Here is a 16,751-nt window from a genome sequence, read left to right on the forward strand (position 1 = left end):
GTAGGGCTATCCACTCTTCATAGAGCTTGTTCGGCTTCAATGTAGGCTTGACTTTGTCTAACCTTACACTAGCCATGCGGTGACTTACCTTGGCTTTAAGTGAAAAGTCAAGGAGTGGTGACGGTTTTTCTACTTTCATGCGCGTAGAAAAAGGAAATATCTCTAGTCATGTCGAATTATACTTTCATTGAGGTGAAACATGCGTCATGAATAAAAGAATTCAGCAAAATGTTATGATAAAAGGCACGAAAGATGGACTTACTCTTCATCTGGATGATTCATGTGCTTTTTCTGAGCTATTGAAAGAATTAGAATCAAAGCTTTCTGCAAATTATCAATTTCAAGAAAATGATTCGGGCATTGCCGTTAAGGTACATACAGGAAATCGTTATCTGCTTGAAGATCAGAAAAACAGTATCCGAGAATTGATCAGCCAGAAAAAAAAACTGGTTGTTGATGAAATCATCTCCAATGTGATGACGAAGGAAGAAGCAAAGCGATGGAAGGATGAACATCAAATGACGACCATTGCTAAAGTCATTAGATCGGGTCAAATTTTAGAAGTTGTTGGAGATTTACTGTTGATTGGAGATGTGAATCCTGGCGGGACAATTATAGCCGGTGGAAATATTTTCGTGATGGGTGCTCTTAGAGGGATAGCGCAAGCAGGGCATAACGGCAACCGCCAAAGCTTTATTAGTGCTTCCGTCATGAAACCATCACATATAAGAATCGCGGATAAGATCATGAAAGCACCTGACAAATATATAGCAGATGGCCATGTGATGGAGTGTGCTTTCGTCGATGAAACGGGCCATATTATTGTGGAAAAAATTCAAGCTATTAAGAACCATAGACCGAATTTTATTAGATTAGAAGGGGGACTCTAATCGTGGGAGAGGCAATAGTTATTACATCTGGAAAGGGTGGGGTGGGAAAGACCACAACATCCGCAAATTTAGGTACATCGTTAGCTCTTCTTGGCAAAAAAGTATGTTTGATTGATACAGACATTGGTCTTAGGAATTTAGATGTAGTCATGGGACTAGAAAATCGGATTATTTATGATTTAGTTGATGTTGTAGAAGGGCGCTGTAAGATACACCAAGCATTAGTGAAAGATAAGCGCTTTGAAGACAGACTTTATCTTCTTCCAGCTGCTCAAACGACGGACAAAACATCCATTGTTCCTGAACAAATGCATAAACTTGTTCACGAATTAAAACAAGAGTATGATTATGTCATTATTGACTGTCCGGCTGGAATTGAGCAAGGATTTAAAAATGCGATAGCTGGTGCAGATAAAGCGATTGTCGTAACCACTCCAGAAAAATCAGCTGTCCGTGATGCGGATCGGATCATTGGGTTGCTTGAAAAAGAAGAAAATATTGAATCGCCAAAACTCATCATTAATCGAATTCGCAATCATATGCTGAAGAATGGGGAAATGATGGATATTGATGAAGTCACGACTCATCTCTCCATTGATTTGATTGGTATTGTTCTTGATGATGAACAAGTGATTAAAGCATCCAACCTAGGTGAACCAATTGCCATGGATCCTCATAACCGTGCATCCATTGCTTACCGCAATATTGCGAGAAGAATTCTAGGTGAATCGGTTCCGCTTTCATCCATAGAAGATGAACCAAAAGGCTTAATGGCAAAAATAAAAAAAATATTCGCAGGTTCTTAAACAAAAACTCCAGCATATGCTGGAGTTTTTGTTTTGAAGCAAGAGAACTTATACGTCGAAATCAGGAAGTATGCGTAAAATTGGGCTTCGGCTAGCAAATCTCGAATTTCGCTCGCAAAGTACAAATTCCGGCACGCAAACCTTCCAATCTGGCGCGCAAATTTGATTTCTAGCTCGTAATGCTTGAAAAGGAAAGTTGCTGCTCGTGTCAAGCTTGTTTTTACCTACGCCCCCTCCTTGTAACTGTCATAGTTCGGACAAGTACATCATACACTTGTACAAAGTAATTAGACGGGGGAGGACCAAAGTATGGATGATCGAAGAAAGAGAATTCAGGATCGGATTGCGAAGCGGAGAAAGCAGGCTGAACAAAACCAGCAAGGAGCATGGGCGAATTTGATTCAAGACGAATCGGATGGATATCGTCCCAATTTGTCGTATGAAAGCCCATCGCCTGGAAACGATTATCCCCTTTTTAAAAAAGAATGGTTTTTATTTAAAATTCTTGCAGCGGCTTGTTTGTTTTTACTCGTGGCCATTGCCTATAAACATCCGTCCACACAGCTTGATAAAGTGCGAGTTGTTGTGAAAGACACGATGAATCAAGAATTCCAGTTTGCGACAGTAGCATCATGGTATGAAGATACATTCGGGAAGCCAATTGCTTTTTATCCTGATAAAAAGAAAACCGAAACGGGGACCGTTGCAGACAATTCAGATCAGCAATCCGATCTTCCGGTTATTGGTAAAATCACGGAAAGCTTTGAGGTGAACGGGGAAGGTGTGTTGGTCGAGACATCCAAAATTAAAAACGTAGAAGCATTGAATGAAGGGATTGTCATGTTTGCTGGTGTGAAGGAAGGTTTAGGGAAAACAGTGATGGTTAAGCATGCCGATAAAAGTGAATCATGGTACGGTCAACTCGAATCAGTGGAAGTAAAGCTCTATGATCCTGTTGTAAAAGGCACTGAAATCGGGAAGGTGACAGCAAGTGAAGACGGTTCAAAAGGGACATTCTATTTGGCAATTAAAAAAAATGATCAATTTATTGATCCTAAACAGGTGATTTCCTTTGAATGAATTAGTAAAGCTGTTATGGAAAGTCAAAATTCATCCTACATTATGGCTCGTGATTGCGATTTCCGTACTGACTTCACATTTCACGCAAATGCTCATGTTTTTTGTCATTATTTTCGTCCATGAAATGGGCCATGCTACCGCTGCCCACTTCTTTAAATGGCGGATTAAATCGATTCAGTTGCTTCCATTTGGCGGCGCACTGGAAACGGATGAGTATGGAAACAAATCACTAAGGGAAGATTTGATTGTCATTTTGGCAGGGCCTGTACAGCATGTATGGCTTGTCGGACTTGCCTATTTGTTCTACTCATTTTCCATTATACCGTATGAGATGTATCAGCAATTCTTTTACAGCAATGCAGCCGTGATGATATTCAACTTGCTTCCTGTTTGGCCTTTGGATGGTGGCAAATTATTGTTTCTAGGTTTATCAAAGCGAAAATCCTTTCTTGATGCACATTCGTTTACTCTTCTTTTCTCAGCCATTTTGGCAACCGCCGGTCTGATTCTATCGGTTCTATTGATTTCTTTCAATTTGAACGTATGGATTATTGCCTGCTTTATCGGAATCACGCTTGCGATGGAATGGCGTCAGCGTTATTATGCGTTCATTCGTTTTCTACTTGATCGCCATTACGGCAGAAGTGTGGATTTAACAAGGCTTGAACCGATTCAAGTCGATGAGAACGAGATGATTTACAAAGTACTGGAAAAATTTCAGCGCGGATGTAAACACCCAGTCATTGTGATGAAAAATGGTCAGGAAAGCGGTTCGTTAGATGAAAATGAGCTTCTTCACGCCTATTTTACCAATAAAATGACCAACGGGAAAATCGGTGAATTGTTATATGCGTATTAAATGTGATATTCTTGCAACACACATTGTTTGAAGGGATTTTATCATGAAAAAGCTAATTGCCAATTTATCTACACGAGAAAAAAGATACGCCTGTATAGAAAATGGACGTATCACTAAATTAGAAGTTGTGCCGCCCGATCATGCTAGTAGCGTCGGTAACGTTTACCTTGGTAAAGTGACGAAAGTTCTGCCAGGCATGGAGGCGGCGTTTATTGATTATGGAGAAAAAAAGAGTGGATTTTTGTATCGTGATGAGCTCCCATCTTATCAAGAAGCGAAACGAAACGGCACACAGAAAAGCTCGGTCAACCAGTACATACGTGAAGGGGAAAAACTGCTTGTTCAGGTGACCCGTGATGAAACGGGGACAAAAGGAGCCAAGTTGACAGGATTGATTGAATTTTCCAGCAATCATGTTGTTTATATTCACGGAATTGATTATGTCGGCGTGTCGAAAAAATTCAAAAGCCTGGAAAGTCAAAATCAATGGCGAAGTATGGCCTTTACACATAAGAAAGCAGATGAAGGGCTCATTATTCGAACAGCGATGGAAGGAAAAAGCGAGGCTGTATTTCTAAAGCAGCTACATACACAGCGAGAGAAATATGCCCAATTGCTCAAAAAAGCTACCTCATTAAAAAAGCCTACTCTTGTGTGGCGCAGAGATTCATTTCTTGAAAGTATTTTGACAGAAATGACCGACGTTCCAGGTGGGGAGCTTCATGTTGATGATTTCACTTGTTTTCAGGAATTGAAAAAGTGGCAGGAAGATCATGAAAGTGACTGGGCGATTTTTTATGAAACAGGACCGGTAAATATTTTTTCTCAAGCAGGCATTGAAAGTGATGCAGAGCAAGCGTTGAAGCAGGTTGTTCGGTTAAAGAATGGCAGCTATCTTATTTTTGAAGAAACGGAAGCCTTCACAGTTGTTGATGTGAATACGGGGAAATTTACCGGAAAAGCCCAGAAGGAACAGACGCTATTTGAAACGAATATGCAAGCGGCAAAAGAGATTGCTTATCAACTACGACTTCGGAATATTAGTGGGATTATCTTGATTGATTTTATCAATATGGAACAAGCCGAGCACCGCCGCGCGATTTTCGATATGCTGAAAACAATAACGAAACAGGATGAAATGCGTGTTCAATTGATTGGTTTTACAGAGCTTGGGATTTTTCAATTGACGAGAAAACGAACATCCACTTCACTAAGCGAAAAATTAATGATAGCTTGCCCTACATGTCTCGGTACTGGCAAGGTGGATAGCGCAGAAACGGTTGCCTTCAGGCTCGAGCGTGAACTGATGGAACATCGCAAGCTTGAAGAGGAAGCCGTTTTGATTGAAGCGAACGATGCTGTAATAGCCATCTTGTTTGGCGAAAATGACTCTTACAAGCCGGTTCTTGAAGAGATGCTTCGCAAAGAAATTCTTGTCACGATTCTGCAAGGGAATGATCATCGATATGAAATTAAACGATTTGGAACAAAGAACGAACTGATGAAAGTACGGGAAAATCTATTGACATAATTCATGAATATATGATAATATCGTACTGTTATGTTTGTAGCACCCGTGCTACAACCGCTCATAGTAGGTTCACAAGCTTTTGCTTTTTGCAAAACGCCTATGATTGGCGAGTCTGAGACATTCAAGGAGGTGCAGGTATGTACGCAATTATTGAAACTGGCGGTAAACAAATTAAAGTAGCAGCAGGCGAAGCAGTTTACATTGAAAAATTAAATGTAGAAGCAGGCGACACTGTTACATTTGACAAAGTTTTATTCGTAGGTGGCGAAAACGTGAAAGTTGGTGCTCCACTAGTTGACGGCGCTACTGTAACAGGTAAAGTCGAAAAACAAGGGAAACAAAAGAAAATCACGGTTTTCAAATACAAATCGAAGAAGAACTACCACAAAAAACAAGGTCATCGTCAACCATACACTAAAGTTGTTATCGAAGCGATCAACGCGTAAGGCTGATTATTATGATCACAGTAACATTTAATGCTCCACAAAATGTAATCAAATCGTTTACGATGAGTGGACATGCTAATTTCGCTAAAAAAGGTTCAGATCTTGTTTGTGCAGGTGCATCAGCGGTTTCCTTTGGAGCTGTCAATGCGATTATGTCTTTAACGGATGTAAAGCCTGAGATTGAGCAAGGGCAAGACGGCGGATATCTTCGCTGTGTCATTCCGGATTCGATTTCGGATGATGCACAGGAGAAGGTACAGCTACTCTTGAACAGTATGCTTATATCACTTCAGACGATCGAACGTGATTACGGAAAATACATGAAAATTATCCTAAAACATTAGGAGGTGGAACATATGTTAAGATTAGACTTACAGTTCTTTGCTTCCAAAAAGGGAGTAGGTTCTACAAGAAACGGTCGTGACTCACAATCAAAGCGTTTAGGCGCTAAACGTGCAGATGGTCAATTCGTATCTGGTGGTTCTATTTTATACCGTCAACGCGGAACGAAAATCTACCCGGGTGAAAACGTTGGACGTGGCGGAGATGATACTCTATTCGCGAAAGTGGACGGAGTTGTTAAATTCGAACGTTTCGGACGTGACCGTAAAAAAGTAAGCGTGTATCCAGCAGCACAAGAAGCATAATCCTTACATCTTGAATAAGAAGGCTTTGCTTTAAAGGGTCTGATTCCTTCTATAAACACAATATATCGCGACATTTGCATGAATGGTTTGCTGTATATCGTGAAGAAGGGGTCTGACCCTTTTTTATGATTGAAAAATGGTTGAACATGCTCTGCCATCGTCCAAAGAACTTATATGTATGTGTTCAATAAGAACCGAGACTTTCCATGAAGGATCAATCATGTAGCACGCTACACTCACCTTATTATAATGGTGGCGGTGCGGAGCCGGAATTTGGGATACTTCCTTTAATAAAAATAGTATACCTGCTAAGTAGATGAGCTATATTAGTAAGTAGCGAAGCCCCGTCCTATGTCCTTCATACAAAAAGAGTTTTTTGGAAGCTGGTTCATGTAAGGATAATAATTAATCTCCTACTATCCGCACTTCACGAATATTTGATATAATCATAAGAAAAGTGGAAGGCGCCGTTTATTGGCGACAAGCGGAAGCACATAAATCAGGTGAAATGCTTTGCGCTAGCTACTTATCAAAATACGTAAGAAGTGAAGTTATTATCCATTTAGAAATACATGACAGAGCCTAATACGAAATAGTAGGAGTAAATCATTTATGGAAAAAGAATGGACAACCGTTGAAATTCTACGCCATTCACGACATGACTGGCTGAATAAAATTCAATTAATAAAGGGCAACTTGGAACTAAGCAAACCCGACCGTGTGAAGGCAATTATTGATGATATCATTATAGTGGCTCAGCATGAGGCAAAGATATCCAGTATAGATATGCCTAAATTTAGCGAACTTTTGCTGACAGCTAATTGGACATATAGTGTGTTTCAAAGTGAATTCGAAGTAATTGATCTTGTGCAAGGTACGAGCGTGTTGGACCAAATGATGTACGATTGGACAAAGAATTTTTTTCAGATTCTTGAAGAACAGCTGGATACTTATTGTGAAAATAGATTATCAATCAATATTGATAAAAATGTAAGTACCGATTTAATCCGATTTTCCTTTGATGTACAGGGAAAGATAAAAGATGTATCATCAATTGTTGAGTTTTTGCAGAATTCATTAGTGGATAATCAGAAGATAGATCTCGAGGAAGCGACAGAGCAACTTGTCTATTTTACGATGGATATTAAAATGAAACAGAAGACATCTTAGGATTACATACAGAGATAAGGAAGTGATAGCATGTTTATCGATCAAACCAAAGTATTTGTAAAAGGTGGCGACGGTGGGAACGGAATCGTTGCTTACCGAAGAGAAAAATATGTACCAATGGGCGGACCAGCTGGAGGAGATGGCGGGCACGGCGCGAATGTTGTATTTGAGGTAGAAGAAGGATTACGGACACTGATGGATTTCCGTTATCAGCGCCATTTCAAAGCACCACGCGGCGAGCACGGCATGTCAAAAAATATGCACGGCAAAAACGCTAGCGACATGATTGTTAAAGTTCCACCTGGTACAGTTGTTATGGACGAAGATACGAAAGAGGTCATTGCCGATTTAGTCGAACACGGTCAGCGTGCGATCATCGCAAAAGGTGGACGTGGCGGGCGTGGTAATTCTCGCTTTGCGACTTCAGCGAATCCAGCTCCGGAAATTGCTGAAAACGGTGAGCCAGGGCAAGAACGGAATATTGTACTTGAGCTTAAATTACTTGCTGATGCAGGGTTAGTTGGATTCCCGAGTGTTGGTAAATCAACCTTGCTTTCGGTTGTTTCTGCTGCACGTCCGAAGATTGCTGAATATCATTTTACTACGATTGTTCCGAATCTTGGTATGGTTGAAACGGAAGATGGCCGTAGCTTTGTTATGGCTGACTTGCCTGGTTTGATTGAAGGTGCTTCAGAGGGTGTTGGACTCGGACATCAATTTTTACGTCATATCGAAAGAACGCGCGTAATCGTTCATGTTATTGATATGTCAGGACTTGAAGGAAGAGATCCATACGAAGATTATCTGACAATCAATAAAGAACTTCAGGAATACAATCTCAGACTTACTGAGCGTCCACAAGTCATTGTGGCAAGCAAGATGGATATGCCTGATTCAGAAGAAAATCTGCAGAATTTCAAAGAACAATTGACAGATGACTATCCAATCTTCCCAATTTCAGCTGTTACACGTGAAGGAATTCGTGAACTTTTATATGCTGTTGTAGATAAAATCGAAGAAACACCAGAGTTCCTGCTTGAGCATGAAGAAGAAGAGACAGGCGTTCACCGTGTCATGTACAAGCATGAATCAGCGCAAGATGAATTTGAAATTACACGTGATTCAGATGGAAGCTTCAATGTTTCTGGATTCAAAATTGAACGCTTATTCAAAATGACTGATTTCACTCGCGATGAATCGATTCGTCGTTTTGCAAGACAGCTACGTACTTTCGGTGTAGATGAAGCATTACGTAAGCGTGGAGCGACAAATGGTGTGACCGTCCGAATTCTGGAATATGAATTTGAGTTTGTGGAATAAGAAATAGTTTAGACAGTTTGTGATAACAGAAAGCTATAAGAAAATGACTTTTATAAAATTCGGAGTCATAGAGTTGGGGGTGCGAGCATGGCGAATAAAATTGATAAACGATTCTTCTTGGTCAGAGAAGATGTGCTGCCGGAAGCGATGAAGAAAACGCTGGATGCAAAGGAAATGATTGAAAGAGGCAAAGCTGAATCAGTCTGGGAAGCCGTCCAACGGGTAGATTTGAGTAGAAGTGCTTATTATAAATACCGCGATACCGTTTTTCCGTTTCATACGATTGTCAAGGAAAAGTTGATTACGTTATTCTTTTATTTGGAAGATCGCTCCGGAACTTTATCAGAGTTGTTGCGTGTCGTCGCATCATCCGGCTGTAATGTGTTAACCATTCACCAAACAATCCCGCTTCAAGGTCGAGCCAATGTGACGTTATCACTCGACGCAAGCGCGATGAAGGTTGGAGTGGATGAAATGATGACGAATTTCAGGAAAATGGAGTTTGTCGAAAAGGTAGAAGTACTAGGGTCTGGTACGTGATTGGTAGCCCCCATGCATTTTGTGTGCGTGGGGGCTTTTCTATAGAAAAACCCATAGTTGACGCATAACTCCCAAATCCGACGCATATTCTCATTTTCATCCAATCATTCTTGCGTTTTTTCACCTTTTGTTGCAAAACTATTGTAAAATATCAGAATATAGCATAATATAGACATTATTTTCGTGAAAAAGGAGTTTGTTTACATGACATATGAAATTGCTTTCTTGGGCCCAAAGGCAACATTCACGGATTTAGCGGTTTCTCAGCTTTTTCCTGATGCAAAGAAGATCCCGATGCCGACGATTCTTGACTGTCTAGATGCAGTGGAAAAAGGAGAGGTGAAACTTGCTCTCGTTCCGATTGAGAATGCGTTGGAAGGTTCTGTCAACATCACGATTGATTATTTAACCCATGAAGCACAGTTGCCGATACGGGGAGAAATTATTATCCCGATTCAGCAACATTATATGGTTCATCCTACTCATAATGATCTGGCATTTAAACCGGATATCGTCTATTCCCATTCCCATGCGATCGCGCAATGTCATAAATTTTTGCATCGCGAGTTGAAAGGGATTCCTTATGAATATACAACGTCAACGGCAGCAGCGGCAAAAATGGTCAAAGAGAATCCAGAGCGGAAAATTGCGGCGATTGCCAATGAGATGGCAGCGGAGGAATATGGACTAGTCATCACGAATCGCAATGTTCATGATTATTCCCATAATCACACGAAGTTCGTTGTCGTTTCTCGTGAAGAGGTAGCCTATCATGGTCATTTGGCGGCGGAAGGTGGAAGGAAAACGACGCTTATGGTTATGCTGCCAGCGGATTATACCGGAGCGCTGCATCAGGTGTTATCTGCATTTGCTTGGAGGAAGCTGAATCTTTCTAAAATCGAGTCTCGGCCAATGAAAACGGGTCTTGGTGATTACCTCTTTATTATTGACGTGGAAATGGCAATGGACGAAGTGTTGATTCCAGGAACGATTGCTGAGCTAGAGGCTTTGGGATGCAAAGTTTCAATTCTTGGTTCCTATCCTAGCTTCTCCGTTAAAAGTGGCGTCATGCAGAAGTGAATATTAAAAGAAAGAAAAATGAACGAGAAAACTAAAAGGGTCTGACCTCGCACTTTATATCAGTATGTAGTGTCTCATGAACGTATCTTATACTGTATTTAATTGTTGCGGGGTCTGACCCTTTGCTATCTAAGAGACATCTTTAATCAATAAGGATGTCTGCTTTCTTGAGTGCTGCCTCTGCTTCATTGAGGAGTTCCTCAGACGATGCGGCAATCGTATGTAAATGAATGCCGTTCGTCAATTCAGACAAATAGGCGGCTTTCGTTTGCGAAACTTTCTCCAAGAATTGCTGAACTTCCTTGCGATTGGCCACCATAATCGAAGCTGTTAAATCGCCGTACACGGGATGTTCAACTTTTACATCCTTTACCATAATACCAAGGTCAACAAGTAGATTTAATTCGGTTTCAGTGAGTGACGGATCATGATTGCATGCGACAGTGCGTTCATGCATGGTTGGCTTTTTTGATTGCAAATATATATAGCCTTGACTTGTGGCGACGATTGGCTCATTTCTAGCTTTGAGCAAGGTAATATCGCTGACAATCACTTGCCGGCTTACATTGGTCATTTTCGAGAGTGTGCTTCCTGTAATCGGCTGCTCGGATGTTTGCAGTAAACTTAGTAGTTTTCCCCGTCTTTCTTCCCCTAACAATTTCTTTCTTTCTGTCATTGTACCGCTCCTTAACGTAATTATCGATATCCCCAGTTTACCATAAGAGACTCCTAAACCGTAATCTTGTTATGAAACCGTAATAATGTCGATGATACCTTGACTTAGATTTTGAACATCATCTTCCGTTGTACTTTTGCCAAATGAAATCCGAATGAGCTGATGTGCGTCTTCTTCTGATTTTCCGAGTGCCATCATCGTTCTTGAAGGATCTTGTTTTCCGATTTGACAAGCACTTCCTGTTGATACACTAAACCCCATTCGATTTAATTCCAGCAACATATATTGGCCTTGTAAACCTCTACACGTAAGCGCAAGAATGTATGGCGATTGGGAGGAAGATTCAATAACTTGAACATCCATAGTATGGTCGGAAAGCTGATTCAGGCAAAGATCGCGTAATGCTTGAATTCGAATGAACTCTTGCTTTTGCTGGTCTACAAGAGCGTTCGCTGCCGTAATAAAGGCGGCAATGCCAGGAACATTGACTGTCCCAGCACGAAAGCCTGCTTCATGTGTCATATTGGGAATCGGTGGGGTAAGCTCGCTAATTTTGGGGAAAATTACGGCACCAACGCCCTTTGGTCCATACACTTTATGACTAGATATACTAAGGCTATCGCAAAGCGCACATATGGATTGAAGCGGAAACTTCCCAAACGATTGTACACAATCGACATGTAGGAAAATTCCTCGTTCTTGTGTGATCTGACCAATTTCTATAATCGGTTGAATGACGCCAGTTTCAGAGTTGATATGCTGAACAATGACCATGCATGTCCGTTCATTTATACATTCACATAGGTGATCTACATCAACTCTTCCATCTTCCAAATGCCGTAAATACGTAACTTCATAGCCGGTTTCTGCAAGTTTTTTCACGTAATTTGCTAAAGAAGCGTGTTCCGTTTGACTGATTATGATATGGTTTTGCGTTCGGTTTTGTGAAGCTAAAAAAGTCTCTAAGGCAAGGATGTTACTTTCAGTCCCACCACTTGTAAAGACAACACTCTCTTTTTTTACCCCGAGAATTTGGGCAAGTTGTTGCCGTGATACATCAAGCAGTCCAGAAGCATCAGTCCCGATATCATGAAGGCTTGCGCTATTGCCGAAGTAACGTTGTGAAGCTTCGATCCAGATCTTCATTGCATCAGGATCCATGGGTGTTGTTGCTGCATAGTCAAAATATTTCAATATGTCCACATCCACATTCTTAGTTAAATAGACTGCTAGAAAAAAACTCTTGTAAATCATTTAATAGTATGTAAAGATATGTGTCAAGACATCTGTTTGTACAGGAGGCGGAAATATGGACCCGGTGGATGTACTGATAGTCGGTAGTGGTGTTGCGGCTATGCAGACGGCGCTTAGAGCTAGCAAGACTAAACATGTGATACTCATCACAAAATCAGAGCTTAGACAAAGTAATTCCTATTTAGCTCAAGGTGGCATTGCTTGTGCGATCGCAAATGAGGATAAACCTGAGCTACATAAAATAGATACAGTTTGTGCTGGTCGCCATTACAATAATCGGATTGCTGTTGAAAAGCTTGTGACAGAAGGTCCTGGCGTGATTCAAGAACTTATGCATTCAGGGATGGAGTTTGATTGTGACAAACAGGGCGTGCCATTGCTTGGATTGGAAGGTGCGCATAGTCAAAGAAGGATTCTCCATCGTCATGGTGATGCAACAGGCCAACATCTGATGGAACATTTTTTGCAGCAATTAGCTAAATCTTCCATACAAGTGATGGAGTATACAGCGGCGATTGAATTAATTCTCGGACAAGACGACTCATGTATCGGCGTCAAAACGATGAGCAAAGAGGGGAAAGTTGAATCCCTTTATGCGAAAGCAGTGGTGTTGGCAACCGGGGGCTGTGGATCACTGTTTCGTTTCACTTCCAATTCACCTACTGTGAGCGGTGATGGCATTGCGTTAGCTTTTAAAGCAGGAGCGAGAATTCGAGATATGGAATTTATTCAATTTCATCCGACTTTGCTTTACATAAATGGCAAAACCGTAGGGTTAGTGTCCGAAGCTGTTCGGGGAGAAGGGGCAGCGCTGATTACAGAAAGAGGGCAGCGAATTATGAGCGATGTGCATCCGCAAAAAGAGCTTGCTCCCCGTCATATTGTCGCGCAAACGATTTATGCTTATTTGAAAAATGGCGAACAAGTATATCTAGATATTTCGATGATTGCTGATTTCAACAAACGGTTTCCGACCATTGCAGCGCTTTGTGAAAATAATGGGCTGGATCTAAGAAGGCTGAGAATTCCGGTTGCTCCAGGAAATCATTTTTTAATGGGTGGCATTGAAGTAGATGAATGGGGAAAAACGTCTGTTCAAGGGCTATATGCAGTAGGAGAAGTGGCTTGTACGGGTGTTCATGGTGCGAACCGCCTTGCGAGCAATTCTCTGCTTGAAGGACTCGTTTATGGCAAGTTGTTAGGCAAGTATCTTGCAGAAGCACCTGAACGAGTTTGGCCTGTTGAAAAAAAGGAAACAAAACGAGCGGAATCGCAACTCGTTTTACCTAATCTAACAGAGATACAAGCAAATATAATGAATGATGCAGGAATCGTTCGTAATCAAGCGAATCTTTCCAGGCTACTATTGTGGCTGGAATCATTTGATCTGAAAGCATTATTGCATGTTGATGTGACAAGGCTTTCTTTAGGTGAACTAGATAAAATCAACGCGATAATCGTGTCGTGGTTGATTGCCTATTCTGCATTAGAGAGAACCGAAAGTAGAGGTGGTCATTTTCGAACAGACTATCCGCTTGAAAATAATGAGGAGTGGCGTGAGGAATCTGTTGTACTTGACCGAAATCGAGCCATCCATCCATTGAAAGGTCGGGAACTTTATGAACAAATTAAAGCTTAAGCAAGTATTGGAAGCATTTTTCATAGAAGACATCGGTGAACGTGATGTAACGAGTGATACATTGTTTGCTAAAGATGAGCGTGGCACATTAACGTTTTTAGCGAAGGAAAAAGGTGTTTTTTCAGGAAGTGATGTGATTAAGACCGGCTTTTCTTTACTGGATGAGGATGTGTTGATCGAGCTTTTCGTACAAGATGGCGAAGCATTTGAAGCAGGCTGTACACTCGTTTCCATCACGGGCAACATGGCAGCACTGCTGAAGGGAGAGCGGGTCGTTCTTAATTTAGTGCAAAGAATGTCTAGTATTGCTACGGCATCTAGGCAAGCTTGTACCTTATTAGAAGGAACGAAGACGAAAGCTTGTGATACACGAAAAACAACGCCAGGCCTGCGGATGCTTGAAAAATATGCGGTCCGTTCTGGTGGGGCTTATAATCATCGCTACGGATTATATGATGCTGTCATGATTAAGGATAACCATATTTCTTTCGCCGGATCAATCACAAAAGCAGTTGAAATCGCGAAATCGAAGCTTGGTCATACCGTGAAAATTGAAGTAGAAACAGAATCAGCAGAACAAGTAAGAGAAGCAGTGGCAGCGGGTGCTGATATTATTATGTTTGATAATAGAACGCCAGAAGAAATTGCAGACCTTGTCAAACTCGTGCCACCCCATATTATAACGGAAGCATCTGGGGGCATCACATTGCACACTTTAGCATTGTACCGCGAGACAAATGTTGATTTTATTTCGCTGGGTAGTCTGACACATAGTGTTCGGGCATTGGATATTAGCGCAAAAGTAATGGAATGCGAGGAGGTTCTGTAATGAGTATTTTGGATATGGTACAAGCGTCAACCAATGTTTTACCTGAAACGTATAAAACGATGTCAAACGAACAAATGGAAGCCCGTGTTTGGGAAATTAAGAAAGAACTTGGTGGACGATTGTTTATTCCAGGTCATCATTATCAACGTGAGGAAGTCATTCAGTTCGCTGATGTAACAGGGGATTCCCTGCAACTGGCACAGCTTGCTGCCCAAAACCGTGAGGCGGAATCGATCGTGTTTTGCGGTGTTCACTTTATGGCGGAAACGGCTGATATATTGACAACACGTGAGCAAACAGTCATTTTACCAGATATGCGAGCAGGGTGTTCGATGGCGGATATGGCCGATATTGAGCAAACGGAACGAGCCTGGTCAAAGCTTTCGGCGATGTACGGTGACACGATTTTGCCACTTACCTATGTCAATTCAACAGCAGCCATTAAAGCTTTTGTCGGCAAAAATGGCGGAGCGACCGTCACCTCATCAAACGCCAAAGAAATGGTGTCATGGGCGTTTTCCGAAAAGCAACGAATTTTATTTTTACCTGATCAGCATTTAGGGAGAAATACCGCTTATGATCTTGGCATCCCTCTCGATAAAATGGCAGTCTGGGATCCATATAAGGATGAACTGATTTATGATGGAAACGTTGAGGATGTACTCGTGCTATTGTGGAAGGGACATTGTTCCGTTCATGAAAATTTCACAACAAAGAATATTGAAGCATTACGAAAAGAGCGTCCTGGGATGAATATCATTGTTCACCCAGAATGTCGCAGAGAAGTTGTCGAGAAGTCCGACTATGCCGGTTCGACATCTTATATTATCGATAAAATTGAAAAAGCAAGTCCCGGTAGTGAGTGGGCGATTGGCACAGAAATGAATCTTGTCAAACGGTTAATCAGCAAGTATCCAGATAAAAAAATCATTTCTTTAAATCCCAATATGTGTCCCTGCTTGACGATGAATCGTATTGATTTACCTCATTTACTATGGTCTTTGGAATCGATTGTAAATGGCGTTCGGTTTAATCCAATTGAAGTGCCACAAAAAATCGCCAAGGATGCCATTCTTGCCTTAAATCGCATGCTTGAACGTGCGTAAGCTTTGACAAATAACTTGTACTGCTTCGTAAATTAGCGTAGCTCTATCCCTTATCGAAAGAATGTCTAAATGGCATTCTTTTTTTTGTGGAAAAGGTGCGGGGCTTCGCAAAATCAGCTCCGCACCGCCACCTCCATAAGGTGATACAATTTGAGAACTTGAACCTTATTCATCGTTGGGCTTTAGAGCAGAAGCCCATGGATGTTTTTAATCAAATGCTTTTTCTTAAGCGGTGAACGGGGTTACGCTCATAAAAACGTTACCTTCTGCATAAGTTTTGATGATAATGATAGCAATTTGCCTAATGCGTCATAGTATATATGGACTTATGCATAGGAGGGGTTTGCAGCGTGAAAATTCATATAGTCCAAAAAGGTGATACCCTTTGGAAACTATCAAAGAAATATGGGGTAAGTTTTGAAGAGCTTAAAAAGGTCAATACACAGCTCAGCAATCCAGATATGATGATGCCTGGTATGAAAATAAAAATTCCCGGAGCAAGTGGGCATGCCGCGAAAGATGGGCATCATCATGCGAAAATCAATTACGGTACGAAGGCTGGGGCTGTGGAGCAACATCCTATCATGAAAGAACAACATGTTGTGAAGGAATACCCGATTGTGAAAGAGCAACCAATCATGCAACAACCAATCATGAAAGAACAACCAATCGTGCAACAACCAATCATGAAAGAACAACCAATCGTGCAACAACCAATCATGAAAGAACAACCGATCATGCAACAACCAATCGTGAAAGAAAAACCAATCGTGAAAGAAAAACCAATTGTAAAAGAAAAGCCGATTGTGAAAGAGAAAGTAATCGTGAAGGAAAAACCGATTGTCAAAGAAGTGCCAATTCCTCAACCGGTTATTCCA

17 protein-coding genes, 1 pseudogene and 1 other annotated feature are annotated in these 16,751 nt (G+C 41.3%); of the genes and pseudogenes, 16 read left to right on the forward strand and 2 right to left on the reverse strand.

Features of this window, described 5'->3' with window-relative positions:
• Positions 1 to 206 precede the first annotated feature (206 nt).
• The 12 genes from minC (at position 207) to pheA (ending at position 10,369) form a co-directional block, all read left to right on the forward strand.
• Entirely contained in the window at positions 207 to 890 is a 684-nt protein-coding gene (minC, locus tag ACIQZI_RS03420) for a septum site-determining protein MinC (protein WP_403069384.1), read from the forward strand.
• A gap of 2 nt (positions 891 to 892) precedes the next feature.
• Positions 893 to 1,696, forward strand: coding sequence for a septum site-determining protein MinD (gene minD, locus ACIQZI_RS03425; protein WP_403069387.1), 804 nt, complete (start codon positions 893 to 895; stop codon positions 1,694 to 1,696).
• Between the two features lie 309 nt (positions 1,697 to 2,005).
• On the forward strand, positions 2,006 to 2,776 hold the full coding sequence (locus tag ACIQZI_RS03430) for a peptidoglycan DD-metalloendopeptidase family protein (RefSeq protein ID WP_403069390.1): 771 nt from the start codon (positions 2,006 to 2,008) through the stop codon (positions 2,774 to 2,776).
• On the forward strand, positions 2,769 to 3,635 hold the full coding sequence (locus ACIQZI_RS03435) for a M50 family metallopeptidase (protein ID WP_403069394.1): 867 nt from the start codon (positions 2,769 to 2,771) through the stop codon (positions 3,633 to 3,635). Before ACIQZI_RS03430 ends, ACIQZI_RS03435 begins: the two co-directional genes overlap by 8 nt.
• A 43-nt stretch (positions 3,636 to 3,678) precedes the next feature.
• Positions 3,679 to 5,166, forward strand: a complete 1,488-nt coding sequence (locus ACIQZI_RS03440) for an Rne/Rng family ribonuclease (protein ID WP_403069397.1) — start codon at positions 3,679 to 3,681, stop codon at positions 5,164 to 5,166.
• A gap of 42 nt (positions 5,167 to 5,208) precedes the next feature.
• Positions 5,209 to 5,290 (forward strand) — a sequence feature (ribosomal protein L21 leader region).
• 13 nt (positions 5,291 to 5,303) lie between these two features.
• Positions 5,304 to 5,612, forward strand: a complete 309-nt coding sequence (rplU, locus tag ACIQZI_RS03445) for a 50S ribosomal protein L21 (RefSeq protein ID WP_062177208.1) — start codon at positions 5,304 to 5,306, stop codon at positions 5,610 to 5,612.
• Between the two features lie 11 nt (positions 5,613 to 5,623).
• Positions 5,624 to 5,956: a ribosomal-processing cysteine protease Prp gene (locus ACIQZI_RS03450; protein WP_403069400.1), complete on the forward strand. Its 333-nt coding sequence runs from the start codon at positions 5,624 to 5,626 to the stop codon at positions 5,954 to 5,956.
• A 12-nt stretch (positions 5,957 to 5,968) separates the two neighbouring features.
• The gene (gene rpmA, locus ACIQZI_RS03455; RefSeq protein WP_049682444.1) at positions 5,969 to 6,259 is read left to right on the forward strand and encodes a 50S ribosomal protein L27; all 291 of its coding nucleotides are present in this window, start codon (positions 5,969 to 5,971) and stop codon (positions 6,257 to 6,259) included.
• Between the two features lie 612 nt (positions 6,260 to 6,871).
• Entirely contained in the window at positions 6,872 to 7,429 is a 558-nt protein-coding gene (locus tag ACIQZI_RS03460) for a Spo0B C-terminal domain-containing protein (RefSeq protein WP_062177211.1), read from the forward strand.
• A 30-nt stretch (positions 7,430 to 7,459) separates the two neighbouring features.
• Positions 7,460 to 8,749 (forward strand): GTPase ObgE, encoded by a 1,290-nt coding sequence (obgE, locus tag ACIQZI_RS03465; RefSeq protein ID WP_062177214.1) that lies wholly within the window; start codon positions 7,460 to 7,462, stop codon positions 8,747 to 8,749.
• Positions 8,750 to 8,836: 87 nt separating this feature from the next.
• On the forward strand, positions 8,837 to 9,289 hold the full coding sequence (locus ACIQZI_RS03470; RefSeq protein ID WP_062177217.1) for an ACT domain-containing protein: 453 nt from the start codon (positions 8,837 to 8,839) through the stop codon (positions 9,287 to 9,289).
• A gap of 204 nt (positions 9,290 to 9,493) precedes the next feature.
• A complete protein-coding gene (pheA, locus tag ACIQZI_RS03475; RefSeq protein ID WP_062177220.1) occupies positions 9,494 to 10,369 on the forward strand; it encodes a prephenate dehydratase in 876 nt (291 codons plus the stop codon).
• 142 nt (positions 10,370 to 10,511) lie between these two features.
• Here pheA and ACIQZI_RS03480 read toward each other — a convergent pair whose 3' ends face one another.
• The gene (locus tag ACIQZI_RS03480; RefSeq protein WP_403069407.1) at positions 10,512 to 11,045 is read right to left on the reverse strand and encodes a transcription repressor NadR; all 534 of its coding nucleotides are present in this window, start codon (positions 11,043 to 11,045) and stop codon (positions 10,512 to 10,514) included.
• Between the two features lie 69 nt (positions 11,046 to 11,114).
• On the reverse strand, positions 11,115 to 12,299 hold the full coding sequence (locus tag ACIQZI_RS03485) for an IscS subfamily cysteine desulfurase (protein ID WP_403069410.1): 1,185 nt from the start codon (positions 12,297 to 12,299) through the stop codon (positions 11,115 to 11,117).
• Between the two features lie 55 nt (positions 12,300 to 12,354).
• On the opposite strand from ACIQZI_RS03485, the gene nadB reads away from it, so the two are divergent.
• The 4 genes and pseudogenes from nadB to safA all read left to right on the forward strand — a co-directional run.
• A complete protein-coding gene (gene nadB / locus ACIQZI_RS03490; RefSeq protein ID WP_403069413.1) occupies positions 12,355 to 13,938 on the forward strand; it encodes an L-aspartate oxidase in 1,584 nt (527 codons plus the stop codon).
• On the forward strand, positions 13,919 to 14,767 hold the full coding sequence (gene nadC / locus ACIQZI_RS03495; RefSeq protein ID WP_403069416.1) for a carboxylating nicotinate-nucleotide diphosphorylase: 849 nt from the start codon (positions 13,919 to 13,921) through the stop codon (positions 14,765 to 14,767). The genes nadB and nadC overlap by 20 nt, the downstream gene beginning before the upstream one ends.
• Positions 14,767 to 15,873, forward strand: coding sequence for a quinolinate synthase NadA (gene nadA, locus ACIQZI_RS03500; protein ID WP_403069419.1), 1,107 nt, complete (start codon positions 14,767 to 14,769; stop codon positions 15,871 to 15,873). Before nadC ends, nadA begins: the two co-directional genes overlap by 1 nt.
• A gap of 350 nt (positions 15,874 to 16,223) precedes the next feature.
• Positions 16,224 to 16,412: pseudogene (gene safA, locus ACIQZI_RS24275) on the forward strand (SafA/ExsA family spore coat assembly protein); the annotation flags it as partial.
• Between the last annotated feature and the right edge of the window lie 339 nt (positions 16,413 to 16,751).

Origin of the sequence: Peribacillus sp. NPDC096379 (assembly GCF_044762875.1) — a bacterium.
GTDB lineage: Bacteria > Bacillota > Bacilli > Bacillales > DSM-1321 > Peribacillus.

Coding starts and splice junctions, on each gene's coding strand:
- nadA (WP_403069419.1), top strand. CDS start 14,767: ATGAGTATTTTGGATATGGTACAAGCGTCAACCAATGTTTTACCTGAA.
- ACIQZI_RS03440 (WP_403069397.1), top strand. CDS start 3,679: ATGAAAAAGCTAATTGCCAATTTATCTACACGAGAAAAAAGATACGCC.
- nadC (WP_403069416.1), top strand. CDS start 13,919: ATGAACAAATTAAAGCTTAAGCAAGTATTGGAAGCATTTTTCATAGAA.
- rpmA (WP_049682444.1), top strand. CDS start 5,969: ATGTTAAGATTAGACTTACAGTTCTTTGCTTCCAAAAAGGGAGTAGGT.
- ACIQZI_RS03430 (WP_403069390.1), top strand. CDS start 2,006: ATGGATGATCGAAGAAAGAGAATTCAGGATCGGATTGCGAAGCGGAGA.
- ACIQZI_RS03485 (WP_403069410.1), bottom strand. CDS start 12,299: ATGATTTACAAGAGTTTTTTTCTAGCAGTCTATTTAACTAAGAATGTG.
- obgE (WP_062177214.1), top strand. CDS start 7,460: ATGTTTATCGATCAAACCAAAGTATTTGTAAAAGGTGGCGACGGTGGG.
- ACIQZI_RS03480 (WP_403069407.1), bottom strand. CDS start 11,045: ATGACAGAAAGAAAGAAATTGTTAGGGGAAGAAAGACGGGGAAAACTA.
- minC (WP_403069384.1), top strand. CDS start 207: ATGAATAAAAGAATTCAGCAAAATGTTATGATAAAAGGCACGAAAGAT.
- nadB (WP_403069413.1), top strand. CDS start 12,355: ATGGACCCGGTGGATGTACTGATAGTCGGTAGTGGTGTTGCGGCTATG.
- ACIQZI_RS03450 (WP_403069400.1), top strand. CDS start 5,624: ATGATCACAGTAACATTTAATGCTCCACAAAATGTAATCAAATCGTTT.
- ACIQZI_RS03460 (WP_062177211.1), top strand. CDS start 6,872: ATGGAAAAAGAATGGACAACCGTTGAAATTCTACGCCATTCACGACAT.
- rplU (WP_062177208.1), top strand. CDS start 5,304: ATGTACGCAATTATTGAAACTGGCGGTAAACAAATTAAAGTAGCAGCA.
- pheA (WP_062177220.1), top strand. CDS start 9,494: ATGACATATGAAATTGCTTTCTTGGGCCCAAAGGCAACATTCACGGAT.
- ACIQZI_RS03470 (WP_062177217.1), top strand. CDS start 8,837: ATGGCGAATAAAATTGATAAACGATTCTTCTTGGTCAGAGAAGATGTG.